13 protein-coding genes and 1 pseudogene are annotated in these 26,435 nt (G+C 63.3%); 10 read left to right on the forward strand and 4 right to left on the reverse strand.

All coding sequences use genetic code 11. The features are described 5' to 3' along the window. Nucleotides 1-147 precede the first annotated feature (147 nt). The 6 genes and pseudogenes from HWV67_RS07260 to HWV67_RS07285 all read left to right on the forward strand — a co-directional run bounded on the left by HWV67_RS07260 (nt 148) and on the right by HWV67_RS07285 (nt 10,334). A complete protein-coding gene (locus tag HWV67_RS07260; protein ID WP_110968640.1) occupies nt 148-456 on the forward strand; it encodes a DUF485 domain-containing protein in 309 nt (102 codons plus the stop codon). Further along, nucleotides 447-2,015 (forward strand): annotated as a pseudogene (locus HWV67_RS07265) (cation acetate symporter); the annotation flags it as partial. The gene HWV67_RS07260 and the pseudogene HWV67_RS07265, both read left to right, overlap by 10 nt. A gap of 32 nt (nt 2,016-2,047) precedes the next feature. Beyond that, nucleotides 2,048-3,274 (forward strand): OprD family porin, encoded by a 1,227-nt coding sequence (locus HWV67_RS07270; RefSeq protein ID WP_175650580.1) that lies wholly within the window; start codon nt 2,048-2,050, stop codon nt 3,272-3,274. A 33-nt stretch (nt 3,275-3,307) separates the two neighbouring features. Continuing rightward, nucleotides 3,308-5,362 (forward strand): phenylacetic acid degradation bifunctional protein PaaZ, encoded by a 2,055-nt coding sequence (paaZ, locus tag HWV67_RS07275; protein ID WP_175650581.1) that lies wholly within the window; start codon nt 3,308-3,310, stop codon nt 5,360-5,362. 204 nt (nt 5,363-5,566) lie between these two features. Further along, nucleotides 5,567-7,801 (forward strand): TonB-dependent receptor, encoded by a 2,235-nt coding sequence (locus HWV67_RS07280; protein ID WP_175650582.1) that lies wholly within the window; start codon nt 5,567-5,569, stop codon nt 7,799-7,801. A 61-nt stretch (nt 7,802-7,862) separates the two neighbouring features. Then, nucleotides 7,863-10,334 (forward strand): TonB-dependent receptor plug domain-containing protein, encoded by a 2,472-nt coding sequence (locus HWV67_RS07285; protein ID WP_175650583.1) that lies wholly within the window; start codon nt 7,863-7,865, stop codon nt 10,332-10,334. On the opposite strand, the gene HWV67_RS07290 is transcribed toward HWV67_RS07285, so the two are convergent. The 3 genes from HWV67_RS07290 to HWV67_RS07300 all read right to left on the reverse strand — a co-directional run bounded on the left by HWV67_RS07290 (nt 10,273) and on the right by HWV67_RS07300 (nt 14,059). Beyond that, nucleotides 10,273-10,731, reverse strand: coding sequence for a hypothetical protein (locus tag HWV67_RS07290; protein WP_175650584.1), 459 nt, complete (start codon nt 10,729-10,731; stop codon nt 10,273-10,275). The two genes, HWV67_RS07285 and HWV67_RS07290, sit on opposite strands and share 62 nt — an antisense overlap. A 272-nt stretch (nt 10,732-11,003) precedes the next feature. Beyond that, on the reverse strand, nt 11,004-11,588 hold the full coding sequence (gene nfuA / locus HWV67_RS07295) for a Fe-S biogenesis protein NfuA (protein WP_175650585.1): 585 nt from the start codon (nt 11,586-11,588) through the stop codon (nt 11,004-11,006). Between the two features lie 170 nt (nt 11,589-11,758). Next, nucleotides 11,759-14,059 (reverse strand): fatty acid cis/trans isomerase, encoded by a 2,301-nt coding sequence (locus tag HWV67_RS07300; RefSeq protein ID WP_175650586.1) that lies wholly within the window; start codon nt 14,057-14,059, stop codon nt 11,759-11,761. A gap of 159 nt (nt 14,060-14,218) precedes the next feature. Between HWV67_RS07300 and metH the strand changes: the two genes are divergently transcribed. From metH to HWV67_RS07320, 4 genes are all read left to right on the forward strand, one after another. Beyond that, nucleotides 14,219-17,926: a methionine synthase gene (metH, locus tag HWV67_RS07305; RefSeq protein ID WP_175650587.1), complete on the forward strand. Its 3,708-nt coding sequence runs from the start codon at nt 14,219-14,221 to the stop codon at nt 17,924-17,926. A gap of 120 nt (nt 17,927-18,046) precedes the next feature. Next, nucleotides 18,047-18,265, forward strand: coding sequence for a DUF2970 domain-containing protein (locus tag HWV67_RS07310; RefSeq protein WP_110968648.1), 219 nt, complete (start codon nt 18,047-18,049; stop codon nt 18,263-18,265). Nucleotides 18,266-18,789: 524 nt separating this feature from the next. Next, nucleotides 18,790-20,448: a nitrite/sulfite reductase gene (locus HWV67_RS07315; protein WP_095155076.1), complete on the forward strand. Its 1,659-nt coding sequence runs from the start codon at nt 18,790-18,792 to the stop codon at nt 20,446-20,448. Then, the gene (locus HWV67_RS07320) at nt 20,432-20,926 is read left to right on the forward strand and encodes a DUF934 domain-containing protein (RefSeq protein ID WP_175650588.1); all 495 of its coding nucleotides are present in this window, start codon (nt 20,432-20,434) and stop codon (nt 20,924-20,926) included. Before HWV67_RS07315 ends, HWV67_RS07320 begins: the two co-directional genes overlap by 17 nt. A gap of 236 nt (nt 20,927-21,162) precedes the next feature. On the opposite strand, the gene HWV67_RS07325 is transcribed toward HWV67_RS07320, so the two are convergent. Further along, nucleotides 21,163-26,382 carry a dermonecrotic toxin domain-containing protein gene (locus HWV67_RS07325; protein ID WP_175650589.1) on the reverse strand — a complete coding sequence of 1,740 codons (5,220 nt, stop codon included), beginning with the start codon at nt 26,380-26,382 and terminating at the stop codon, nt 21,163-21,165. Nucleotides 26,383-26,435: the final 53 nt, after the last annotated feature.

Here is a 26,435-nt window from a genome sequence, read left to right on the forward strand (position 1 = left end):
TCCTGGCCGGTCGCGGCGTGCCCAACCCTGTGGGAGCTGGCGTTGCCAGCGATGAGGCCGGCAAGCCCTGAGAAGACTCAAGCAACACCACAGTACCCAAGCGTGAATCAAACAACAACTACAACAAGATCAAGAGAGCGCCCACCCATGACCCCCAGTCATATCGAATCCATCAGCAACAACCCCGATTTCCAGCAACTGGTCCGGCGCAAGCGCCGGCTCAACGGCACGCTGACCGCCGCCATGCTGGTGATCTACTACGGCTTCGTCCTGCTCGTGGCCTTTTCCCCCAGCACCCTGGGCCAGTCCCTCAGTGGCGGCGTGACCACGGTGGGCATGTTGGTGGGCGTGCTGATCGTGCTGCTGTCCTTCGCCCTCACCGGTATCTACGTGTACCGCGCCAACAACGTCCTCGATCCGCTCAATGACAAGGTCAAGCAGGAGTGCGCGCAATGAACTGGACCGCCATCGGCATGTTCCTGCTGTTCGTCTTGTTCACCCTCGGCGTGACCCGCTGGGCCGCCCTGCGCACCCGCTCGGCCAGTGACTTCTACACCGCCGGCGGCGGCCTGACCGGGATGCAGAACGGGCTGGCGATTGCCGGCGACATGATCAGCGCCGCGTCCTTCCTCGGCATCTCGGCGATGATGTTCCTCAACGGCTATGACGGCCTGCTCTACGCCCTCGGCGTGCTCGCCGGCTGGCCAATCATCCTGTTCCTGATCGCCGAACGCCTGCGCAACCTGGGCAAATACACCTTCGCCGATGTGGTCTCCTATCGCCTGTCGCAGACGCCGGTACGCCTGACGTCGGCCTTCGGCACCCTGACCGTGGCGCTGCTGTACCTGGTGGCGCAGATGGTTGGCGCCGGCAAGCTGATCGAGTTGCTGTTCGGCATCAGCTACCTGTACGCGGTGATGCTGGTGGGCGTGCTGATGGTGTTCTACGTGACTTTCGGCGGCATGCTCGCCACCACCTGGGTGCAGATCATCAAGGCGGTGATGCTGCTGTCCGGCACCACGTTCATGGCGTTCATGGTGCTCAAGCATTTCGGTTTCAGCACTGAAGCGATGTTCGCCAGCGCCACCGCCGTGCACGCAAAGGGCGCGGCCATCATGGCGCCGGGCGGCTTGCTGTCGAACCCGGTGGACGCCATTTCCCTGGCCGTCGGCATGATGTTCGGCACCGCCGGCCTGCCGCATATCCTGATGCGCTTCTTCACCGTCAGCGACGCCAAGGAAGCACGTAAATCGGTGTTCTACGCCACCGGCTTCATCGGCTATTTCTACCTGCTGCTGATCGTGATCGGCTTCGGCGCCATCGTCATGGTCGGTACTGAACCGGCCTACCGCGACGCCAGCGGCGCGATCATCGGCGGCGGCAACATGATCGCCGTGCACCTGGCGCAAGCCGTAGGCGGCAACCTGTTCCTCGGCTTCATCTCGGCCGTGGCGTTCGCCACCATCCTCGCGGTGGTTGCCGGTCTGGCGCTGTCCGGCGCCTCGGCGGTGTCCCACGACCTGTACGCCTGCGTGATCCGCAAGGGCAAGGCTACCGAACAGGAAGAAATCCGCGTCTCCCGCGTCGCTACCCTGGTGATCGGCGTACTGGCGATCATCCTCGGGCTGATGTTCGAATCGCAGAACATCGCCTTCCTCTCCGGTCTGGTGCTGGCGATCGCAGCCTCGGTCAACTTCCCGGTGCTGTTCCTGTCGATGTTCTGGAAAGGCCTGACCACCCGTGGCGCCGTTGCCGGCAGCCTGGCGGGCCTGCTTTCGGCGGTGATCCTGCTGGTGTTGAGCCCGGTGGTGTGGGTCAACGTGCTGCATCACGACAAGGCGCTGTTCCCCTACAGCAACCCGGCGCTGTTCTCCATGAGCGCGGCCTTCCTCAGTGCCTGGGTGTTCTCGGTCACCGACCGCTCGGCCCAGGCCAGCGAAGAACGCGGCCGCTACCTGGCGCAGTTCATCCGCTCCATGACCGGTATCGGCGCCGCCGGTGCCAGCAAACACTAATTCAACAAGCACACGACTCGGGAATAACAACAATGAACCCTGTTCGCCTTCTGGCCGGTATCGCCCTGCCCTTCGCCTGCACCCAGGCCATGGCCGGCTTCGTCGAAGACAGCCACGCGAAAATCGAGCTGCGCAACCACTACATCAACCGCGACTTCCGCCAGGACAACGCGCCGCAATCCAAGGCCGAAGAATGGGCCCAGGGCTTCACCGCCAAGCTGGAGTCGGGCTTCACCGACGGCACATTGGGCTTCGGCGTCGATGCCATTGGCCAACTGGGCATCAAGCTCGACTCCAGCCGCGACCGCCGCGGCACCGGCTTGCTGCCTTACGGGCGCAACAGCCTGGAGCCGGCGGACGACTACAGCGAGCTGGGTGTGACCGCCAAGGTGCGCCTGTCGAAAAGCGTGCTGCGCCTCGGCACCCTGCAGCCGCTGCTGCCGGTGGTGACCTACAACGACACCCGCCTGCTGGCCTCGACCTTCCGCGGCGGCCTGCTGACCAGCCAGGAAGTGGACGGCCTGACCCTTAACGGCGGGCGCCTGACCAAGGCCAACCTGCGCGACTCATCGAGCAATGACGACATCGGCTATGGCGCCGCCACCAGCGACCACTTCGACTTCGGCGGCGGCACCTACGCCTTCAACCCGCAACTGGCGGTGACCTACTACTACGCCAAGCTGGAAGAGATCTACCGCCAGCAGTTCGTCGGCCTGGTCCACACCCTGCCGCTGGGCGAAGGCGTGAGCCTGCGCAGCGACCTGCGCTACTTCGACAGCCGCGGCGACGGCGCCGAGCGTGCCGGACGCATCGACAACCGCAACTTCAACAGCATGTTCACCCTGGCGGTCGGCGCCCACAAGTTCAGCGGCACCTTCCAGCAGATGTCCGGTGACAGCGCCTTCCCGTTCCTCAATGGCGGCGATCCGTACACCGTCAACCTGGTCACCTACAACACCTTCACCCGCGCCGGGCTGGATTCCTGGCAGGCGCGCTACGACTACGACTTCGCCGCCCTCGGTATCCCCGGCCTGACCTTCATGACCCGCTACACAGACGGCCGCCACGCCAAGACCGCGTCCATCGACAACGGCCGTGAGCGCGAGCGCGACACCGACCTTGCCTACGTGATCCAGAGCGGCCCGCTGAAAAACGTCAGCCTGCGCTGGCGCAACGTCACCTTCCGCTCCGGCAACGGCCTGACCAATGCCTTGGACGAGAACCGCCTGATCGTCGGCTACACCCTGGCGCTGTGGTAACAGCGCCGTCTTAAAAGAATCGGAGGACACACCATGCCTGCTGCCCCAACCTTGCAAAGCTTCATCGCCGGCCGCTGGATCGGCGAGCACGGCGCGCAGTCCCTGCGCAGCGCCCTGGACGGTCACGTCCTCGCCCATGCCCACGAAGAGCGCCCGGACTTCGCCGAAGCTGTCGAACACGCCCGCCGGCGCGGTCGCGTGGCGCTGATGGGCCTGGATTTCCAGCAACGCGCCCAGCGCCTCAAGGCACTGGCGCTGTACCTGGCCGAGCGCAAGGAACAGCTCTACGCCCTGTCCCACCACAGCGGCGCGACCCGCGCCGACAGCTGGATCGACATCGAAGGCGGCAACGCCACGCTGTTCTCCTATGCCGGCATCGGCGCCCGCGAACTGCCGTCGGGCAACCTCGTGCATGAAGGCCCGGCGATCCCGCTGGGCAAACAGGGCCGCTTCGCCGGCAGCCACATCCTGGTGCCGCGCACCGGCGTGGCAGTGCACATCAACGCCTTCAACTTCCCGATCTGGGGGATGCTGGAGAAGTTCGCGCCGACCTTCCTCGCCGGCATGCCGTGCATCATCAAGCCGGCCACCGCCACCAGCTACCTGACCGAAGCCGTGGTGCGCCTGATGGATGAATCCGGCCTGCTGCCACAAGGCGCCCTGCAACTGGTGATCGGCAGCACCGGCGACCTGCTCGACCGTCTCGACGGCCAGGACGTGGTGACCTTCACCGGCTCGGCCGACACCGCGGCGAAACTGCGCGTCAATCCCAACCTGATCCGCCACTCGGTGCCCTTCACCGCCGAGGCCGACTCGCTGAACTGCGCCATCCTCGGCCCGGACGTGACGCCGGACAGCGAGGAGTTCGACCTCTATATCAAGGAAGTGGTGCGCGAGATGACCACCAAGGCCGGGCAGAAATGCACGGCCATCCGCCGCGCCATCGTCCCGGCAAAGCACCTGGATGCCGTGGCCACTCGCCTGCGCGAGCGCCTGAGCAAGGTGGTGGTGGGTGATCCGTCGGTGGAAGGCGTGCGCATGGGCGCCCTGGCGTCCCACGATCAGCAAGCCGACGTCGGTGAACGGGTCGAACAACTGCTGCAAAGCTGCGACCTGTTGTTCGGCGCGCGCGACGGTTTCGAGCCGCGCGGCGAAGGCGTGGCCAACGGTGCGTTCTTCGCCCCGACCCTGCTGCTGGCCCGGGATGCCCATGCCGAAGGCGGCGCCCACGACATCGAAGCGTTCGGCCCGGTCAGCACCCTGATGACCTACGACGACCTCGACGAAGCCCTCGACCTTGCCGCCCGCGGCAAAGGCAGCCTGGTGGCGAGCCTGGTCACCGCCGACCGGGCCGTGGCGGCCAAGGCGATTCCAGTAGCAGCGGCCTGGCATGGCCGGCTGCTGGTGCTGGACCGCGAAGCTGCTACTGAGTCCACCGGCCACGGTTCGCCCTTGCCCCAACTCAAGCACGGCGGCCCCGGCCGTGCCGGTGGTGGTGAAGAACTGGGCGGCCTGCGGGCGGTCAAGCACTACCTGCAACGCGCCGCGATCCAGGGCTCGCCGAGCATGCTGATGGCCGTGACTGGCGAATACGTGCGCGGTGCCGAAGTGATCGAAACCGATGTGCACCCGTTCCGCCGCCACTTCGAAGACCTGCGCATCGGCGAGTCACTGCTGACCCACCGCCGCACCGTCACCGAGGCTGACCTGGTGAACTTCGGCTGCCTGTCGGGCGACCATTTCTATATGCACTTCGACGAAATCGCCGCCCGCGAATCGCAGTTCGGCAAGCGCATCGCTCACGGCTACTTCGTGCTGTCGGCCGCCGCAGGCCTGTTCGTCAGCCCTGCGCCCGGCCCGGTGCTGGCCAACTACGGCCTGGACAACCTGCGCTTCATCAATCCGGTGGGCATCGGCGACACCATCCAGGCGCGCCTGACCTGCAAGCGCAAGATCGACCAGGGCAAGAAGAGCCCGCAGGGCATTCCGCAAGGGGTGGTGGCGTGGGATGTGGAGGTGACCAACCAGTTGGGTGAGCTGGTGGCGAGTTACGACATTCTGACGCTGGTGGTGAAGCGCGAGGGCTGAGGCTCGCGCTTGCCCTATCGGGCCTAATCGCAGCGATCAGGCCCTGATGGCTGCTGCTCCAGCAGCAGCCATTCCACAGCCGCCTGCTGCCCAACTAGCAGTCACCGCCTAAAATTCACGTTTTATTGATATAAATCAATACCTTATAAAACTGGCATAAACCCTGCTCTATCCCTGTATCTGCAACGCTCGGGGAGAAGCAGCATGTTCCAGATCAATCCAATCACTAAAGGCATCGGCCTCAGCCTGTTGCTGGCCGGCCAGTTCGCTCACGCCGACGACGACACCACCACCACGTCACTCAAGGCCGTCACGGTCACCGCCCAGCACCGCGAGGAAACCCTCCAGGAAGTGCCGGTGGCGGTCTCGGCGGTCCAGGGCACCAGTCTCGTCGCCGACGGCGTGCGCGCCATGGGCGATATCACCACCTTCATTCCCAACGCTTCGGCGAAGAACCCTGACGGTGACGGCCGTCCGCGCTGGTACATCCGCGGCCTGGGCACCGGCGACACCGGCGCCGCCACGGTCTACCCGGTCGGCATCTACGCCGACGACGTCTACCTCAATGCCCCGGTGGCCGGTGGCGGTCCGCTGTTCGACCTGGAACGCATCGAGATCCTGCGCGGTCCGCAAGGTACCCTGTACGGCAAGAACACCACGGCCGGCGCGGTCAATGTGATCTCGAAGAAACCCACCTTCGACACCGACGGCTACGGCACCATCGGCTTCGGCAGCAAGAACGAACGCATCCTCAACGGCGCCATCGGCGGCACGCTGGTGGAAGACCGCTTGGCCGGCCGGGTATCGCTGTACTCCGAGGAGCGCGACGGTTTCACGCATAACCTGACCAACGACCAGACCTACGGCGACGTCAACAAGAAGGCCGTGCGCGTGCAGTTCCTCGCCAAGGTGACTGACGACCTGGAAGCGCTGCTGAAAATCCACAGCCGCGAGTTCAAGGGCGACGGCAGCAGCGGCTCGCTGCCGCTGGGGCGTTACTACAACGTCGGCTACCAGCGTCCCGAAGGGCGGCGCATCGAGTTGAACACCGACGAGGACTACAAACTCGATCACAGCGGCACGTCGCTGACCCTGAACTGGAACCTCGGTGACTACACCCTGACCTCGATCACCGCCTACGATTACCTGCGCAACCAGTCCCTCACCGACGCCGACTACACCCCCTACGAGGTGAACGGCGCCACCGACAGCGACAACCGCTACGACCAGTATTCGCAGGAATTCCGCCTGGCTTCGCCACAGCAGGAAACCCTGCGCTGGATGCTCGGCACCCACTACTTCCATGAAACCCTCGACAGCAGCGCCGTGCGCCGCGTGATTCCCGGCCCGACGCCCAACGGCACCGGCTCCAACCAGACCGGCGGCGCCGTCGGGTTCCGCGACCTGAACTACGACCACCGCACCGACAGCTATGCGCTGTTCGGCAACCTGGCCTACGACTTCACCGACAACCTCACGGTCACCGGCGGCCTGCGCTGGACCACCGAGAAAAAGGACATCGACCTCAACCTGACCCAGTTGACCCGCGCCACCGCCAACGGCCCGCTGATCCCGCTGACCGCCGCCGGCAGCAACGGCAACCAGGAAGAAGAGAAACGCTGGGATGCCTGGACCTACGACCTGACCCCGGAATACCGCATCAACGACAACCTGCGGGTGTTCTTCCGCTACGCCCACGGTTTCCGCTCCGGCGGCTTCAACACCGGCCTGTCCACCAGCCTCGCGCAGTTGACCACGGTGGATCCAGAAGAGCTGGACGCCTACGAACTGGGCCTGAAATCGGAGTGGTTCGACCGCCGCCTGACGGTCAACGCCAACGTCTTCTACTACGACTACCAGGACATCCAGGTCAACCTGCTGACCGTCAACAACGGCATCCTCACCACCGCGCTGACCAACGGCGCCAAGGGCAAGGTCAAGGGCGCGGAACTCGAGATCGAGGGCCAGCCTACCGATCGCCTGCACCTGCGCGCGGCGCTGTCGTTCCTCGACACCGAATACACCGACTTCAAGAACACCAACCCCACCACCGGCGCCGTTACCGCCGACTACAGCGGCAACAGCTTCGTCCGCTCGCCGCGCCACGTGGTCTCGCTCGGCGCCGACTACACCCTGCCGCTGGATATCCCCGGCAAGCTGGTGGCCGGTGGTGATGTCAGCTACCGCGACAAGGAATACTTCCTCGCCGACCGCCAGAGCAGCGCCGATGAACCGCTCAACCAGCCGCACTACACGCTGGTCAACAGCCGCCTGACCTGGTTCAGCGGTGACGAAAAACTCAGCGTCACCGGCTTCGTCAACAACCTCACCGACCGCCGCTACCAGGTCCATGGCCGGCCCAACGGCACCGCCGGCCAATACGTCATTACCTACGGCGACCCGCGCACCGTCGGTTTGAGCGTCACCAGCCGGTTCTGATCCCGTGTTTGCCGGCGACCCCGATCGCCGGCCTCCTTCCGTGTTACAGGAGTAGCCTTGCATGTTCCGTTTGAATCCTTTGGCCGGCGCCGTGGCGCTGGTCATCGGCGGCCTTGCCGTGCCCGCCGTTCAGGCCCAGCAACCCGCCAGTGGTCCCGCTGCCAAAAGTGACAAGCTCGACACCGTGGTGGTGGTCGGTACCCGCCGCAGCGACGTTACCGCGCTGGAAAGCGCCGCGCCGGTGGATGTGCTGAGCGCCGAACGTCTCGAAGAAACCGGCGCCAAGGACTTGTCCGGCGCACTCACCGCGCTGTCGCCGTCCTTCAGCTTCCCGCAGTCGCCGCAGGGCGCCTTCGCCGGCTCCATCGCCCAGGGCGCCTCGCTGCGCGGGCTGGCCTCGGACCAGGTGCTGGTGCTGGTCAACGGCAAGCGCCGCCACAGCAGCGCCAACGTCACCCGCCAGGCGCTGGCCAACGGCCGCGGCGCAGCGGCGGTCGACCTCAGCCTGATCCCGCTCAGCGCGGTGCAACGGGTGGAAATCCTGCGCGACGGCGCCGCCGCCCAATACGGCTCCGACGCGATCGCCGGGGTGATCAACATCGTGCTCAAGGAAAACGATGACGGCGGCAACATCGGCTACCGTTTCGGCGGCTACGACAAGGGCGACGGCCTGCAGCGCAAGCTTAGTGGCTGGAAAGGCTTTGCCCTGCCCAACGACGGCTTCCTCACCCTGTCGTTCGACGCCGGCAGCCAGGACCCGGCCAGCGACACCCGCCCGGACAACCGGATCTTCTATCCCGGCAGCACCAGCATCAATACGCCCCGAGAGCAGAACAACCGCTACCGCACCTGGAACTGGGGTTCGGGCGGCGTATCGGACCAGTACAACTTCGTCGCCAACAGTGAAATCGGCCTCGGCGACGGCCTGACCGCCTACGGCTTCGCCACCTACGCGCACAAGAACACCGACGCCGAAGGCTTTTTCGACCCGCCCACCACCCTGCGCAGCAACTACGGCAGCGTGGCCCTGTCACGGTATCCGGACGGGCGCCTGCCGATCACCCGCTACGCCCTTGAGGACTACGCGCTGACCGGCGGCGTGCGTTACGAAAGCGAGCAACTGGGCAAGTTCGACCTGGCGGCCAACTACGGCAACGACACCCTCAAGTCCACCGACCGCGATGCCATCAACCCGAGCTGGGGCACGGCCAGCCCGTACAACATCTACACCGGTGAACGCGAGAACGAGCAGACCAACCTGACCCTGGACTGGGTGCGGGACTTTCCTACCGACCTGCTGGCCAAGCCGCTGACCGTTTCCGCGGGCCTGGCCTGGCGCAAGGAAAATTACGTCCTGAGCGCCGGCGAAGCCGCCGGCTGGCAGAATGGCGCGCTGTTCAACACCCTCGACCCGATCACCGGACGGCGCATTCCGGGCTATTACTCGGGGATCACCCAGGTCGATGCCGCCTCGCTGGAGCGCAAGGTCCTCGGCGCGTATCTGGATTTCGAAGGGCAGATCACCGACAAGTTCCAGGCCGGCCTGGCGGTGCGCTCCGAGCACTACTCGGACTTCGGCGACACCACCAACGGCAAGCTGTCGCTGCGCTACGACTTCACCCCGCAGATCGCCGCCCGCGGCAGTATCAGCAGCGGTTATCGCGCGCCATCGCTGGTGCAGAGCGGTTTGTCATCGTTCAGCGTGCAGGTGGTCGAACAGCCGACCGGCAGCGGCAACTGGGTTGAAGTGCAACAGCGCACCCTGCGCGCCGACAGCCCGGAAGCGGCGTTGCTCGGTGGCCGGGCGCTGAAGCCCGAGGAATCCACCAACTATTCCCTGGGGCTGGTCTGGCGACCATTGACCAACGCGTCGCTGAGCGTGGATGCCTACCGCATCGATATCGACAACCGCATCACCCTCTCCGACCAGTTGCCGTCCAACGTGGTCGGACCGATCTTCGCTGGCACGCCCTACGCCAACATCCAGAGCGCGGCGTTCTACACCAACATCGCCGACACCCGCACCGACGGCATCGAGCTGAGCGGCCAGTACCAACTGGACCTCGCGGCCTATGGCCGGCTGGACCTGAACGCCGGCGTCGCCAAGACCCGCACGCGGATCACCGACCTGCGGGATGTGGGTGGCATTCGGGGTGACCAGATTGTCGGGCGCAACACCCAAGGCCTGATCGAACACGGCACCCCGGAGAACAAGCTGACCTTCAGCGCCAACTGGCTGTACGAGAACTGGGGCCTGACCCTGACCCAGCGCCGTTATGGCGAGTGGAAAAACCTCAACGCCAGCAACCCGGCACTGGACCAGACCTTCAGCCCGCAGTGGGTGACCGACCTGGACCTGAGCTACCGCTTCGACCTCGGACTGAAAGTCTCGGTCGGCGCGATCAACCTGTTCGACAGCCACCCGGACAAGCTCAAGGGTGCGCAGTTGTACGGCGTGCCGAAGTACTCGATCACTTCTCCCGAAGGCGCCCAGGGGGCGTTTTACTACTCCAGCGTGAGTTACGACTTTTGACCGGCTTAGCCAGGGAGAGCGTCGCGGCCCTTGGCTCGATGAACGCCTCATTTAGCCGGGCAACCACGCCTTTGGCGCCGTAGCAGCGGAAGCGAAACTCGCCGTTTACATGCCTGACCACCACGATGCCGGTGAACCAGCCGAATTCGTATTCGACCGAGGTCATATCCGCTGTGGGGATATGCACCTCGTTGAGGTGGTCATGAGCCAGGCGGTTGGCGAAGTTGGCCGAGAAAGACAGGACGTCCTGCGTCACCTCTACCGTTCCGCCCACCCACCAGCTCTCCATCTTTGGCGCCATCGGCACGGTGGAGAAAGACGGCTGGGATTGCGAGTCGAAGAATGTCGACGCCTGAATATAGGCGTTGACCATTTTTTTGAGATAGAGAGGTTGCATGTCGGCCCTGACTGAGGATCTGCTGAAATACATCGCGGGGCGGGCCCGCGATGTCATATTGCCAGACTGAGACACACCTCAGTAGCAAGTGTTCCCTTTCTGCAAGAGGTCGGTCATGCCATCCCGGAGAAATGGGAAATCCCAGACAAAAAGAACGGAGCCATCTGGCCAATGCCAGTCAGTTAAACAGATTGGGGCTGCAAAGCAGCCCCAACATAAGCGCCAAAACGCTAACTGACTGGCATTAAGCCCTCTGGCTCCGTTCTCTTTGCTTAGTAGTAAGCGTTTTCTTTCTGCGTGTGGTCAGTCACGTCGCGAACGCCCTTCAACTCCGGGATACGCTCGAGCAGGGTGCGCTCGATACCGTCCTTGAGGGTCACGTCGGCCTGGCCGCAGCCCTGGCAACCACCGCCGAACTGCAACACGGCGATGCCGTCTTCGACCACTTCGATCAGGCTGACCTGACCACCGTGGCTGGCCAGCCCCGGGTTGATCTCGGTCTGCAGGTAGTAGTTGATGCGCTCGTTGACCGGGCTGTCATCGTTGACCATCGGCACCTTGGCGTTCGGCGCCTTGATGGTCAGTTGGCCGCCCATGCGGTCGGTGGCGTAGTCGACGACGGCGTCGTCGAGGAACGGCTCGCTGACAGCGTCGATGTAGGCAGTAAAGTTCTTCAGGCCCAGCGCGGTGTCTTCAGGCTTCTCTTCACCCGGCTTGCAGTAGGCAATGCAGGTTTCGGCATATTGGGTGCCGGGCTGGGTGATGAAGACTCGGATACCGATCCCCGGCGTGTTCTGCTTGGACAGCAGATCGGCCAGGTAATCGTGCGCGGCGTCGGTAATAGTTATAGCGCTCATGGAATTTCCTCACAGACTTGTCGGCAGTTTACGCCAAGCACGCCGACGAACAAAGTCCTACCAAATATGTCGGGAAAGATAGCTGCAAGCCGCAAGTTGCAAGCGGCAAGAAAAAGCAGCCCGCGTCGCCGCTGCTTTCTCTTGTCGCTCGAGGCTTGAAGCTTGCGGCTTCAGAGATTCTCGTAGCGGTTCATGTCCAGAACCCCGGATTCCACCGGGTCGGTTTCCTTGATGTAGCTGTTCAGGTCATGGAAGTACTGCCAGAACTGCGGGTGGCTGCGGCGTACGCCCCAACGCATGACAATCCGCTCGAACTTCGCCGTGTCGTCGCGGACGGCCTCCATGTCTTCGACGAACTCCGGTACATCGCTGGCCGGTACGTTGAAGATGAAGTTCGGGTAGCTGCTCATCACCCCCGGATAGAGGGTCAGGGTGTCCAGCCCTGGCTGGTAGCGGTAGGCCTCGCCCAGCATGAAGGCGACGTTGCTGTGCGCGCGGTTGCGCAACATGCTGTAGACCTGCCGTTTGCCGCCCTGCCCCTCGATACGCAGCAAGGTCGCTTCTGGCAACTGGCCAATCACCTTCAAACCCGCCGCCGGACGCGATGCCAGACGGCTCAGGGCCTGCTCGACATCACGGAACTCTTCGCTGACGGTGTCCCGCGAGCAATAGGCGCCGGTGCAACGGTTGATCGGGTCAGGCGAGGCATTGAGGCTGCCAGTGCGCTCGATCAGCTTGAGGCCGAAATCACGCGTCGGGTTGCGCGGATCAAGCCTCAGCGCGCTTGGCGTGCTGGTGTCGATCTCCTCGTAGTCCATCCACATCTTGACCTTGCCACTGTTCTGATACCAGTTGCTGAGGATATCGCCACGCTGGTCGGCCGGCATCAGACGCAGGAAATTGACCTCCGCGCCGTTGCGGATCAGGTCGAAGTACAAGCGGGTCTGGGCCTGGTGCGAGACGTTGCCGTACACGTCGAAGTTGACCGCCAACTGGTAGTAAGTGCGCTCCAGCAACGGGTAGTCGAACAGCCACATTGTCAGCGGCACATCGCCGATCAGGCCTTTGGTCACCGAGGCGCTGTCGAAGTGACGGAAGATGGTCAGCAGCGCATTGTCGTTGCCGGCCCACAGACTCGACCAGCTCGGTGGCGGCATGTCGGCGTAGGTGTCACGGCGCAGGCTCTCGTACTCGTTGCGCTTGTCGCGGTAGGCGTGCCAGAGACTGAGAATGCTGCCAACGTCGTCGATCTGGCCAGGCATTGCCAGCAAAGGCGTGGCTTCGGCACGGTACACCGCATCGGTGATGTAGCGGTCGTGGGCGGGCTCCTGGAACAAGGCCCAGAAGTTGTCGCGGATCACGTCGGTGGCGATCTGCCCGCGGCACACCGGGCCACGGATAAAGGTACGGACGAAGTATTCGGCGTTATCCAGCATGAACTGGTAACGCGCGACCGCCGGGATCGCCTCGAAGGTCTCGAATGGGTTGGACCGGTGTCGCGGGCCGTAGCCGGGCAGCGACGTGGCATGCCAGTCGCCGCTGTAGAACAACTGCTTCACGCGCTTGAGCTTCTGCGGCCCCATCGGGTAGGTGATGTGGGTCTTGTGCACGATCACGCCCTGCACAGGCATCAGCCGGTAGTAGAAATCGGTGCCCGGCGGATCATTGGGCCGGCGCGTGGCAATCAGGTCAACGGGCTGGCCGCTCGGTGTGCGCGAACGCACCCACTGGAAGAAATGCCCCGGCTCGCCGCCGACAAAATAGATATGCGCGAGGAACAGGTGCTCATAGAGCCAGCGCCCCACCAGCGCCTCGGAAGAACCCGGACGGTTCAGCAGTTCCTCCCACTCCGCGACCTGCGCCGCCTCCTTCGCGCTCGGCTGCACAGGGTTGTGCTCCACCGGTGCACCCTGGGCCAGCCAGCGCTGCAGGGTCTGGTACTGGGCGTTGGTCAGGCCGGTGACGGCCAGCGGCATGCCTTCTTTCGGGTGCGCGCCGGCATAGGCGTCGAATTCGCCGGGCAACGGGCACATGTTGTTGCGGTTCAGGCCCAGGACGATTTCCTCGGGCAGCTTGGCATTAGGCGTCAGCGGTGTGGTGTGCCCGAGTTCGAGCATCCGCGCCATCAACGCGGCCTGGCTGCCCTGGCGGTCCAGCACCGAGTTGAAGCCCATGCGCTGCCAGGCGGCCGGGCCGCTGGCGTCATAGAACAATCGGGTCGGCGCGACCGCCTGGCTGCGGTCGCCCTGGTAGACAGGCACCTTCGACATGCCGCGGCTGGCGCCCTCGGCACTGCCGAGATTGAGCTGGCAGGCCGCGTCGTTGCAGGCGTGGCAGGCCACACACTTCTCGGTGAAAATCGGCTGGATGTCCCGGGTATAGGAAATTGCCGGAGCGTTTTGAGGGGCTTGTCCGAACGCCGCGCCACTGATGAGCAGAGCGAAGGCGCCGGCAAGAAAGCGATGCACCATGTGCCGTATGTCCTGATTTCATAAAGGCTTTTCACGATTCTACGGTGGGCCGCGGTGCCAACATGAATGAAATTCATGCAAATGTGCAGCGCGTCTAAAAAGCGCGCAGCTTTGTTATCATCCCGCAACTTTCGTCTTTGTCTGACCCAGGTAGTCCCAATGTCTGACCGCAGCGCTCGTTTCCAAGCACTTCAGCAAGCACTCAAAGAGCGCATCCTGATTCTAGATGGCGGCATGGGCACTATGATCCAAAGCTACCGTCTTGAGGAAGAAGACTATCGTGGAACGCGCTTCGCCGACTGGCCGAGCGACGTCAAAGGCAACAACGATCTGCTTCTGCTCAGCCGCCCGGACGTCATCGCCGCCATTGAAAAGGCCTACCTGGACGCCGGCGCCGACATCCTCGAAACCAACACCTTCAACGCCACGCAGATTTCCCAGGCCGACTACGGCATGGAAGCGCTGGTGTACGAGCTGAACGTCGAAGGCGCACGCATTGCGCGCCAGGTGGCGGACGCCAAGACCCTGGAAACCCCGGACCGTCCGCGCTTCGTCGCCGGCGTACTGGGCCCGACCAGCCGCACCTGCTCGATTTCCCCGGACGTCAACGACCCCGGCTACCGCAACGTCACCTTCGACGAACTGGTGGAAAACTACATCGAGGCCACCCGCGGCCTGATCGAGGGCGGCGCCGACCTGATCCTCATCGAAACCATCTTCGACACCCTCAACGCCAAGGCGGCGATCTTCGCCGTGCAGCAGGTGTTCGAGGACGACGGCATCGAACTGCCGATCATGATCTCCGGCACCATCACCGACGCCTCCGGCCGCACGCTGTCCGGGCAGACCACCGAAGCCTTCTGGAACTCGGTGCGCCACGCCAACCCGATCTCCGTCGGCCTGAACTGCGCCCTTGGCGCCAAGGACCTGCGCCCGTACCTGGAAGAACTGTCGACCAAGGCCGGCACCCACGTCTCCGCGCACCCGAACGCCGGTTTGCCCAACGCCTTCGGTGAATACGACGAGACGCCAGCGGAAATGGCCGTGGTGGTCGAAGAGTTCGCCGCCAGCGGCTTCCTCAACATCATCGGCGGGTGCTGCGGTACCACCCCGGGCCACATCCAGGCGATCGCCGAGGCCGTGGCCAAGTACAAGCCGCGGGAAATCCCCGAGATTCCAAGGGCCTGCCGCCTGTCCGGCCTGGAACCCTTCACCATCGACCGCAACTCGCTGTTCGTGAACGTCGGCGAGCGTACCAACATCACCGGTTCCGCCAAGTTCGCCCGGCTGATCCGCGAGGAAAACTACACCGAAGCACTGGAAGTCGCCCTGCAGCAGGTCGAGGCCGGCGCCCAGGTGATCGACATCAACATGGACGAAGGGATGCTCGACTCCCAGGCCGCCATGGTCCGCTTCCTCAATATGATCGCCGGCGAGCCGGACATCTCCCGCGTGCCGATCATGATCGACTCCTCCAAGTGGGAAGTGATCGAGGCCGGCCTCAAGTGCATCCAGGGCAAGGGCATCGTCAACTCGATCTCGATGAAGGAAGGCGTCGACGCCTTCAAGCATCACGCCAAGCTGTGCAAGCGCTACGGCGCCGCCGTGGTGGTGATGGCCTTCGACGAGGTCGGCCAGGCCGACACCGCCGCGCGCAAACGCGAAATCTGCCAGCGCAGCTACGACATCCTGGTCAACGAAGTCGGCTTCCCGCCGGAAGACATCATCTTCGACCCGAACATCTTCGCCGTCGCCACCGGCATCGAAGAGCACAACAACTACGCCGTGGACTTCATCGAAGCCTGCGCCTATATCCGCGACCACCTGCCCTACGCCCTGTCGTCGGGCGGGGTGTCCAACGTGTCGTTCTCGTTCCGCGGCAACAACCCGGTGCGTGAGGCGATCCACTCGGTATTCCTCTACCACGCCATCCAGAACGGCCTGACCATGGGCATCGTCAACGCCGGCCAACTGGAAATCTACGACGAGATTCCACCGGCGCTGCGCGAGCGCGTCGAAGATGTGGTGCTCAACCGCACCCCGGAAGGCACCGACGCTCTGCTGGCGATCGCCGAGGACTACCGTGGCGGCGGCGCGACCAAGGAAGTGGAAACCGAAGAGTGGCGTTCGCTGCCGGTGCAAAAGCGCCTGGAGCACGCGCTGGTCAAGGGCATCACCGCCTTTATCGTCGAAGACACCGAACTCTGCCGCCAGCAATGCGCGCGCCCGATCGAAGTGATCGAAGGCCCACTGATGAGCGGGATGAACATCGTTGGCGACCTGTTCGGCGCCGGCAAGATGTTCCTGCCCCAGGTGGTCAAGTCGGCGCGGGTGATGAAACAGGCCGTGGCGCACCTGATCCCCTTCATCGAAGAAGAGAAAGGCGACAAGCCAGAGGCCAAGGGCAAGATCCTCATGGCCACGGTCAAGGGCGATGTCCACGACATTGGCAAGAACATCGTCGGCGTGGTGCTCGGCTGTAACGGCTACGACATCGTCGACCTCGGCGTGATGGTGCCGGCGGAGAAAATCCTCCAGGTCGCCCGCGAAGAGAAATGCGACATCATCGGCCTGTCCGGCCTGATCACCCCGTCGCTGGACGAAATGGTCCACGTCGCCCGCGAAATGCAGCGCCAGGACTTCCACCTGCCACTGATGATCGGCGGCGCCACCACCTCCAAGGCCCACACCGCGGTGAAGATCGAGCCGCGCTACAGCAACGACGCGGTGATCTACGTCACCGACGCCTCGCGCGCGGTCGGCGTGGCCACGCAACTGCTGTCCAAGGAATTGAAGCCGGCCTTCGTCGAGAAGACCCGCACCGAGTACATCGACGTTCGCGAGCGCACCGCCAACCGCAGCGCCCGCACCGAGCGCCTGAGCTACGCGCAGTCGATCGCCGCCAAACCGAAGTACGACTGGGCCGACTATCAGCCGGCAGTTCCGAGCTTTACCGGCGTCAAAGTGCTGCAGGACATCGACCTGAACGTGCTCGCCCAGTACATCGACTGGACGCCGTTCTTCATTTCCTGGGACCTGGCCGGCAAATTCCCGCGCATCCTCACCGATGAAGTGGTGGGCGAAGCGGCGACCGCGCTGTACGAGGACGCCCAGGAGATGCTCGCCAAGCTGATCGACGAGAAACTGATCAGCGCCCGCGCGGTATTCGGCTTCTGGCCGGCCAACCAGGTCGCCGATGACGATATCGAGGTCTACGGCGACGACGGCCAGCCGCTGGAGCGCCTGCACCACCTGCGCCAGCAGACCATCAAGCCGGACAACAAGCCCAACTTCAGCCTGGCCGACTTCGTCGCGCCGAAAGACAGCGGCGTCACCGACTACGTAGGCGGCTTCATCACCACCGCCGGCATCGGCGCCGAAGAAGTGGCCAAGGCCTATCAGGACAAGGGCGACGACTACAGTTCGATCATGGTCAAGGCCCTCGCCGACCGCCTGGCCGAAGCCTGTGCCGAATGGCTGCACGAACAGGTGCGCAAAGACTACTGGGGTTACGCGAAAGACGAGCACCTGGACAACGACGCGCTGATCAAGGAGCAGTACGCCGGTATCCGCCCTGCCCCCGGCTACCCGGCCTGCCCGGACCACACCGAAAAAGCCACCCTGTTCCGCCTGCTGGACGGCACCGCCATTGGCGAAACCGGCCAGAGCGGCGTGTTCCTCACCGAACACTTCGCCATGTTCCCGGCAGCGGCGGTCAGCGGCTGGGACTTCGCCCATCCGCAGGCGCAGTACTTCGCGGTCGGCAAGGTGGACAAGGACCAGATCGAAAGCTACAGCGCGCGTAAAGCGCAGGATGTTTCGGTGAGCGAGCGCTGGCTGGCGCCGAACCTCGGCTACGACAACTGAGGGTCTAAAAGCCGCTGCACGGCGGTTCGGGACACCGAACCGCCGTGAATGGCGCGCAAGCGGCTCTGCCAGCGTCCTCAGCGACTAGACTCTCTGTCAAACCTGAACAGGGAGCCCATCATGGAAGATCCAAGCCAAGGCAAACCGCCCACCTTCTGGCAACTCCTGCACAGCACCCTCGCTGCCGCCTTCGGCGTGCAGAGCGGCAAGAACCGCGCGCGCGACTTCACCCACGGCAAGCCCTCGCACTTCATCGCCATGGGCATCGCGTTCACCCTGGTGTTCATTCTGGTGCTGTACGGGCTGGTCCAACTGGCCCTGCACCTTACCGCCCGCTGAAACGAAAACCGCCCGCGGGGTCCATGCCGCGGGCGGTTTTCATTTCAGGTCGCAAGATCACGGTTGTTGCGGGCAGCCTCAGCGCTCCATCACTGATGACTGACCCAATACACAGCGGTCACGACAACCAGGACTATCAGGCAGAGGATTGCCCAAGCGTCGACATTGCTGTCGCTTTTGACGGCTTTGGTCGGGTTTCCCATTGCATTGCCTCTTTTATTGGTGGTTATGGGAATGCATACCCCCAGCAGTAAAGTCCAGCAATGCCCATTGCTCAAGCAGGGACTTTGACGAGTCGACGGACGCCCTGTCCGACCTTCGTTTCGTCGGCTGACGGCACCTGCCAAGCCCCTCGCAAAGACCGGTAAATGCCAGCAAATCTCACTTAGTCCAAATGGTTCTTTTCATATGCAAAAACATCACTTTTGCGCATAAATACAACCTGCTATCTTTCCCCGGCTCCGCATCCGGAGTGCGCGGCCGTGCGCGCGATTAGCTGCAAGCAGCTTGAGAACAGGACCCCTATGTACGTATACGACGAGTACGATCAGCGGATCATCGAGGACCGCGTCAAGCAGTTCCGGGATCAGACCCGCCGCTACCTGGCCGGCGAACTGAGCGAAGAAGAATTCCGCCCTCTGCGCCTGCAGAACGGCCTCTATATCCAACGTTTTGCCCCGATGTTGCGGGTTGCCGTGCCTTACGGTCAGCTGACCTCGCGTCAGACCCGCCTGCTGGCGAAGATCGCTCGCGACTATGACAAGGGCTACGCGCACATCAGCACCCGGCAGAACGTCCAGTACAACTGGCCTGCCCTGGAAGACATCCCGGACATCCTCGCCGAGCTGGCCACCGTGCAGATGCACGCGATCCAGACCAGCGGCAACTGCCTGCGCAACGTCACCACCGACCAGTTCGCCGGTGTCGCCGCCGACGAGTTGATCGATCCGCGCCCATGGTGCGAGATCGTCCGTCAGTGGACTACGTTCCACCCGGAATTCGCCTACCTGCCGCGCAAGTTCAAGATCGCCATCAACGGCTCGACCAGCGACCGCGCGGCCATCGAAGTGCACGACATCGGCCTGGAGCCGGTGCACAACGAAGCCGGCGAGCTGGGCTTCCGCGTACTGGTCGGCGGCGGCCTCGGCCGTACCCCGGTAATCGGCGCCTTCATCAACGAGTTCCTGCCATGGCAGGACCTGCTGAGCTACCTGGACGCCATCCTGCGGGTTTACAACCGCTACGGCCGTCGTGACAACAAGTACAAGGCGCGCATCAAGATCCTGGTCAAGGCCCTGACGCCGGAAGTGTTTGCTGAGAAGGTCGAGGCCGAAATGGTCCACCTGCGCGGCGGCAGCAGCACCCTGACCGATGCCGAAGTGCATCGCGTTGCCAAGCACTTCGTCGATCCGGACTACAAGGCCCTGGACAACCTCGATACGCAACTGGCCGAGCTTGACCAGCAGCACCCGGGCTTCGCCCGCTGGCGCGTGCGCAACACCCTGGCGCACAAGAAGCCGGGCTACGTTGCCGTCACCCTGTCGCTCAAGCCTACCGGCGTCGCCCCGGGCGACCTGACCGACAAGCAACTGGACAAGGTCGCCGACCTCGCCGAGCGCTACAGCTTCGGCCAGCTGCGCACCTCCCACGAACAAAACATCATCCTCGCCGATGTCGAGCAGAGCGAGCTGCACACGCTCTGGCTGGAACTGCGCGAGCATGGCTTCGCCACGCCGAACATTGGCCTGCTGACCGACATCATCTGCTGCCCGGGTGGTGACTTCTGCTCGCTGGCCAACGCCAAGTCGATCCCGATCGCCGAATCCATCCAGCGCCGTTTCGACGACCTGGACTACCTGTTCGACATCGGCGAACTGGACCTGAATATCTCCGGTTGCATGAACGCCTGTGGTCACCACCACGTCGGTCATATCGGTATTCTCGGCGTGGACAAGAAGGGTGAAGAGTTCTACCAGGTCTCCCTCGGTGGTAGCGCCAGCCGTGACGCCAGCCTGGGCAAGATCCTCGGCCCGTCCTTCGCCCAGGACGCCATGCCGGACGTGATCGAGAAGCTGATCAACGTCTACGTTGAGAAACGCAACGAAGACGAGCGCTTCATCGACACCTACCAGCGCATCGGCATCGACCCCTTCAAGGAGCGCGTCTATGCAGCGAATCATTAAGAACAACCAGATCGTCGACGAAACCTGGCACCTGCTGCCCAAGGACGTGACCCTGGAGCAACTGAGCAACTGCGACGACTACATCGTGCCGCTGCAACTGTGGCGCGAACACGCCCACGCCCTGAAAGCCCGCGACGGCGGCCTGGGTGTGTGGCTGGACAGCGACGAAGAAGCCGAGGAAATCGGTGAAGACGTCGCGCATTTCCAGGTCATCGCCCTGAACTTCCCGGCCTTCACCGACGGGCGCAACTACTCCAATGCGCGCCTGCTGCGTGATCGCTACAAGTTCACCGGTGAGCTGCGTGCCATTGGCGACGTGCTGCGTGACCAGTTGTTCTACATGGCTCGCTGCGGTTTCGACGCTTTCGCCGTCCGCGCCGACAAAGACCCGGAAGATGCACTGCAAAGTCTCAAGGACTTCTCGGTGACCTACCAGGCCGCCACTGACGAACCGCTGCCGCTGTTCCGCCGCCGCTGATCGTTCAGGCAAAGCCCCTTTATCGGGTGATGCCAGTCAGTTAGCGTTTGGCGGCTATGTTGGGGCTGCTTTGCAGCCCTTCGCGAGCAAGCTCGCTCCCACAGTTCAACCTGCACCTTGGCTCGGGTTCTGTGGGAGCGAGCTTGCTCGCGAAGGGCCGCAAAGCGGCCCCAATTGGTTTAACTGACTGGCATTACCGTTGCCGGGGCCTTTGTTCATTCAGCCAATCCCGCCCCCTAAAGTTCCTCGACCGCCTCATCCTCCGCCTTGGTCAATCGCGAAATACAGTCGACCTCAGCCTTGTGGTGAGCATCCCTCACGGCATTGACGACATTCAGGTAGCGCTGACCGCTCAGTTCCACTCTGCGTAACACTCCATTTCCGTCCAGCGGACTTTCACCGAGGGCGGTACCCAATACCTCCAGCACGCGCTGGTCCAGTGTGGGCACCGGGCCCTGGTAGACCTGCGCACAGTATTCCAGGTACTCCAACCCATCGGCCCATGGCGCCACGACACTTTCGAACTGCAAGGGAAAACGCCGTTTGAGGTAGCGTTGCCAACTCGCGTCTGCGGCCATCCACTGTTGCCGGTTTGCAGCGGTCTCATTCAACAGCACCGCGTCCCTGACGTTCATCACCGTTCTCTTCGAAAGGTTTGCTTCCGCCCTGTAGTGCATGCCCTTCGACAGTTCGGGATAGTTCAGCGCTTTCGCAAGGCCTTGGCGCAGTGCCAGGCGGATCTCGATGTCGTCCACATTCTCACGCATGAGCAACCCGTCACTGATGTCGTCCTGAACGGCCAGATCAGGCAGTGTCTCCTGCCGGATCAGCGCCCGGCGCCGCAGCACCCGACGCTGGGCCACAAGTTCGCTCAGGCGCTGCACCTCATGGCACCGAAACAGTTTTCGGTAGAGGTGAACCAGCACATGGCTCAGTTCGATGTTGTTGGCGGCCTCCGCGCCAAAAGGGTGAACCAGCGCAGTGGTTTCCAGCTCGCTGAAGGCATCCGTGCCGGCATCGCCGCAGGTAAACGGAAAGCTGCGGGCGATCTCGATCAGTTCCTCGCGCAGTTCGTCATGTTGCGAGCTGTACTCAAGCAACTCCCAGACCCTGTCGTTCAGGCCAGATTTGTTGATCTCGTATTCCCGGGATTCGGCCAGACGGTCCAGAACGTCCATCAGTTCACTGTTACCCCGGCGAACGAACAGTTCGCTCCACAGCTCGCGCTGTTCGGCGCTGCACCCCACCAGCCAAGGCAAGGTCGGGTGCTGGAACTGCCCGGTGGCGTGGAAAATCGAGCCCGTGGCTTCAAGCTGCGCCACGCTCTCGGCCAACAACGGGTTGTAGTTGACGTGCAGCCGGCTCTGATTGGTATCGCTCTCCTGCAGAATCTCGGCGAAGCGTGTATTCGCCAACTCCGGGAGTTCAGTGATGTAGTTCGAACTCAGCTCGACCTGGCGCAAGCGACAACGTGGCGAGCTCATCAGCCGGGAAAGGCCCTGGGGCCAGGCGGTGATGGCGCATGACTCCAGGTCCAGATGCTGCAACAGCGCCAGGTTGCCGACATCCGGCGCAAGCCCCAGCGGGTTGGATGACAGTGACAGCACCCGGAGCTGCGAAAAGCGGCTGAACGCACGCGCACCATCGGCATCGAGGACGATCCGGTTGCTGCCCAGGCTCAGGCGCTCCAGCGGCAGGACGGACAATGCTTCGAGGTCACTGGCGCTCAACACCAACCCATTGAAGCGCATGCTCAACCGGCACAGCGAAGGCAGGCCGCACAGGTCACGCAATACCTGGTTGGGAAGACTCGCCAGGCGATTGCTGGTCAGGTTCAGCGACTGTAGCCCGTGGAGCGAGCGCAGCGGCGCGAACACACTCAGCGAGTTGGACAATGAGTTGATGCTCAGGTCGAGGGTGCTCAGGCTGGTCATGTGAGCCACAGACGCGGGAACGGTGCTCAGGTTATTGTTGAGCAAGATGAGTTCACGCAACTCACCGAAGCAGCCCAGGAAGCTCTCGGGCAGCTCTTCCAGCCCCATGCTCTCCATGTTCAGTTGCTTTATGTGATCGAATCGGGCCTCCAGTTCAGGCAACCGGGAAACGCGCTGCCCGGACAAGTCGAGGGTATGTGATCGCTCGCCGTCACCGGCAAGGCGCCAGGCCTCCTTCAGGCGCTGTCCTATCCGCCAACGGTAATCACGCTCGATGGCACTGATCCGCAGTTCAAGCTGCCATTCCCGCAGGCTGTGTGAAAGCTCCGCGTATTCGTTTTCCAGCACCTCGATCGCGGTGCCCAGATGCTCGTACTTCGATAACAAACGGACCTTGAGGTCCCGTATCTGATTGCGGTTCAAGTCAGGGTAGAGCTCGCTCAGCCGTCGTCCCGTTGCTTGAGTACTCTGGGTACCTCCGAGCGTGTAACCGACTCGTCCGTCAGCCAGCCGCATCGGCGAACGAAACCCTGGCTTTACCGGCTGCTGGCCCAACAACTGCGAGGCCTGCGCACGGTCGTCCGTGGCCAACCGGTACAGCAAGGCCTGCAACGGCGGCTGTCCGGGCAAATCCAGCATCAGTTCGGCGCGCTTGTTGGCTGGAAGGGCTGCCAGGATGGCCGCGGCCATGGACTCGCTCTTGGCGAGCACCTGACCGTCAACGTCGTATGTGACATAGCTCCCGTGCTCGCGCACGAACGTCCTCTTCAACGCCGCGCCCGTGCCGCCGAGCTGTTCCAGCAAGTGCCCGTCCGGGGTGTCTCTGCGCAGCTCGAAACGAACCCCGCCATTCCAGCTGGGCAGCTTTTCCACCAAGCGCAAGGCCAGGCGATCACTGTCCCGGTTTGCCATGGTTGACCGATACAGGCCCTCGAATGCTCGACTCAATCGAATCTGGCGCTGATACAGGCGGGCTTCCTCTGCCAGGGTCAGGGGAATTCGCTGATTGCCGTCCTCCAGGCCGCTGGCGTGGCTGAGCAGCTCATCGACGACCTCATCAGGCAGCGAGGCATACCGTTGCTGAAGAATCCTGGCCCTCGGCGACCTGGGCACCTCGCCTTGGTCGTACAGGCTTTCGAAGATCGTCCTCCGACGCCGGATGATACGTCTGGCCAATCGCTCACGTACGACCTGCGCCCGCGTATCGGGCGCCACACCCGCGCCCAGCAGGTGATTGATTTCGTCTTCATCAAGCTGCGCAACGATGGCTTCGGGCAGGCGGTTGTCAAACAGGTCACGGGCAAGCACCTTGATCGACCGGCCTTCCGGCCAGAGCTGCCGCCCATAGGCCGTCGAAGCACCCGAGAACGCAGGCCCGTCGAACACCTCGATCACCCGCTCCGGCCAGCCCGGCAACTCTATCGCCAGCCCTGCACAGAAGCCCATGTCCACCCCGCCAGGCAAGCCGCTGCGCATATGTTCGACCATCCGGCTGATACGCTGATCCAGGCGCAGCCGTCGCAGGGTGTCGACCAGCAACGGCGGGATCGGGGTGTTCTCCAGGTACACCCGACGCAGCATATCGTCGCTGATACCACTGATATCGGCTGCGTGCGCCAGCTCGATATCCTCCAGCCCGTGAGTCACCGGACCCATGCGGCACAACAGTTGCCGCCGGCTCCAGGTCAGCGGCTGCTCGCCCTTCGCCACCCAGGTACCCTGGCCGTTATGCCTGAGCTGCGGTTGATAGGCTTCGGCGTTGCCGGGATGGAGAATCCGCCATTCGCCATCCGCGCCCTGGGCGATCTCATGAACGCTATCGTGCAGGCGCAGGTAGCGCTTGCCGGCGAGCGCGTATACCCCCTGTGCGTCGCACACCTCGTTGGCCAGATCCACCTCACTGGCATAGGGCTTCAGGTCCGGCTTCCACAAACGAAGCTGGCCGTCCGGCCGACTGACCTGGATCAGCCCGTCCATGAATTCGCTTGAAGCGGCCCTCGACGCCTGATGACCGACCACGCCCAGCCCCGCCATCAGGGCGGTATTCAGCCCCACCGCCTCAAAAACCGACCAGGCCTCGTCCCGATCACCCTCCTCCCAGAGATGAACGCCGTCGACCACCTGCGCGAACAATTGCTCTGCTGCCACGGCCGCCATGACCAGATCCAGCCCGGGCACAAAGAACGCGGCGGCGTTAAGCAGATCGAAACCCATGCTCTCCCAGTACGCCAGGCGTGCCTTGCGCGCTTGCTCATCGGCATCGGCGCTGGGCACGGCCAGCGTCCTGGCATCGGCCTTGAGCTTTTCGACGTAACGGTCCTGCAGGTGACCGAAGAGCTCAGCCTCGATGGGCACTGCGCTCAAATTAAGATTGGCGTTGGGATCGGGCTGGCGCTCATGCACCCCATTGGGCTGGCGAACCTGGTGGTACAACACCCCTTCGAGCCGGTGCATGACATGGGCCTCGCTGGCCTTGGGCACATACCGGCGCAACAGTGCCTGATAGTCGGGCAAGCGCAGCTTGACCCGCAGGTCGCGTATGGCCGCGCTGGCCGAGGGATATTCCTTCAACGGACTCGAAGGCGCCCCCGGCAGGTAGACCAACAGCGGCTCGGCGCTGTCTCCTCTGCCCAGGCCACCGCTGATCAGCAGCACCTGGGCCAATGCCGTGCCGAACATCGACAACTGCCAGCAACGGACCGGCCTGTCATTGAAGCGCGGAGCCCGCTCCCCTCCCAGCAACGCCAGCAGCATCTGCCGGGCCGAGGGACCGATGTCCTGCTTCAGGAAGGCGATCTGCATATCAACCCGCAATTGATCCTTGCAGGCGACAACGGATTGCTCACGCACCGTGTTGCGGGTAGCAGGGTTGCCGTACACCTGGGTCAGGTGCCGCTGGTACTGTCCGCCGAGGTCAAGGTCGTGGCACAGGCGGGCGAACCGCGCCGGCTCGATGGATAGCTTCTCCCGATAGCGATAGCGAAAGCGCGGATAGGCACCCGGGTTGGCGGGAACCAGTTCCAGACTGAACGCATCTTTGGGCGCAAGCGCAGTGCCGGCCTCGAACTCGACGTCCTTGGCAAAGTTCTGCAGCGCAGCCTGCATCAGGCTTTGCCGCTGTGGAACGGTCCTGAGCATGGAGCCAGCCATGTCCGGCTCGCGGGTGATCTGGACGAACTCATCCTTGTTCAGATCAACCGTCACGCCCAACACAGACGCAATACGCGCCTGGAGCAAGGGCTCGGCAAATTCGCCAATGCCCTGCAGTGGCTTGAGCGTGATGGCCAACGCCGTCCTGGAGTGACGGCGGCGGGCCTGATACTCCAGCAGGGACTGACGTTCTACCTCAAGGGCGCTGTTGAACCAATGGTCGGGCGCCGAGGCACCGTGTTGCTCGGCCAGGTGACTGTCGCGAAGACGCTTGAAGTCGGCGGGAGTGGAGTGCTTGAAGTGATCGGGCAAGCGCCCCTGGATGAAGGGCGCGTGCAGATCGGGGACAGCGGGGGGATGGGGGGATGTCATCGCAGGTTTTCCTGAGGCAAATGAGCACCAAGGAAACCTGCTTGAGCTGATGC

The organism is Pseudomonas sp. Marseille-P9899 (genome assembly GCF_903166565.1).
GTDB lineage: Bacteria > Pseudomonadota > Gammaproteobacteria > Pseudomonadales > Pseudomonadaceae > Aquipseudomonas > Aquipseudomonas huaxiensis.

Excerpts from the sequence above, each read along its gene's own strand:
- HWV67_RS07260 (WP_110968640.1), top strand. The coding sequence starts at position 148 with ATGACCCCCAGTCATATCGAATCCATCAGCAACAACCCCGATTTCCAG.
- HWV67_RS07270 (WP_175650580.1), top strand. The coding sequence starts at position 2,048 with ATGAACCCTGTTCGCCTTCTGGCCGGTATCGCCCTGCCCTTCGCCTGC.
- paaZ (WP_175650581.1), top strand. The coding sequence starts at position 3,308 with ATGCCTGCTGCCCCAACCTTGCAAAGCTTCATCGCCGGCCGCTGGATC.
- HWV67_RS07280 (WP_175650582.1), top strand. The coding sequence starts at position 5,567 with ATGTTCCAGATCAATCCAATCACTAAAGGCATCGGCCTCAGCCTGTTG.
- HWV67_RS07285 (WP_175650583.1), top strand. The coding sequence starts at position 7,863 with ATGTTCCGTTTGAATCCTTTGGCCGGCGCCGTGGCGCTGGTCATCGGC.
- HWV67_RS07290 (WP_175650584.1), bottom strand. The coding sequence starts at position 10,731 with ATGCAACCTCTCTATCTCAAAAAAATGGTCAACGCCTATATTCAGGCG.
- nfuA (WP_175650585.1), bottom strand. The coding sequence starts at position 11,588 with ATGAGCGCTATAACTATTACCGACGCCGCGCACGATTACCTGGCCGAT.
- HWV67_RS07300 (WP_175650586.1), bottom strand. The coding sequence starts at position 14,059 with ATGGTGCATCGCTTTCTTGCCGGCGCCTTCGCTCTGCTCATCAGTGGC.
- metH (WP_175650587.1), top strand. The coding sequence starts at position 14,219 with ATGTCTGACCGCAGCGCTCGTTTCCAAGCACTTCAGCAAGCACTCAAA.
- HWV67_RS07310 (WP_110968648.1), top strand. The coding sequence starts at position 18,047 with ATGGAAGATCCAAGCCAAGGCAAACCGCCCACCTTCTGGCAACTCCTG.
- HWV67_RS07315 (WP_095155076.1), top strand. The coding sequence starts at position 18,790 with ATGTACGTATACGACGAGTACGATCAGCGGATCATCGAGGACCGCGTC.
- HWV67_RS07320 (WP_175650588.1), top strand. The coding sequence starts at position 20,432 with ATGCAGCGAATCATTAAGAACAACCAGATCGTCGACGAAACCTGGCAC.
- HWV67_RS07325 (WP_175650589.1), bottom strand. The coding sequence starts at position 26,382 with ATGACATCCCCCCATCCCCCCGCTGTCCCCGATCTGCACGCGCCCTTC.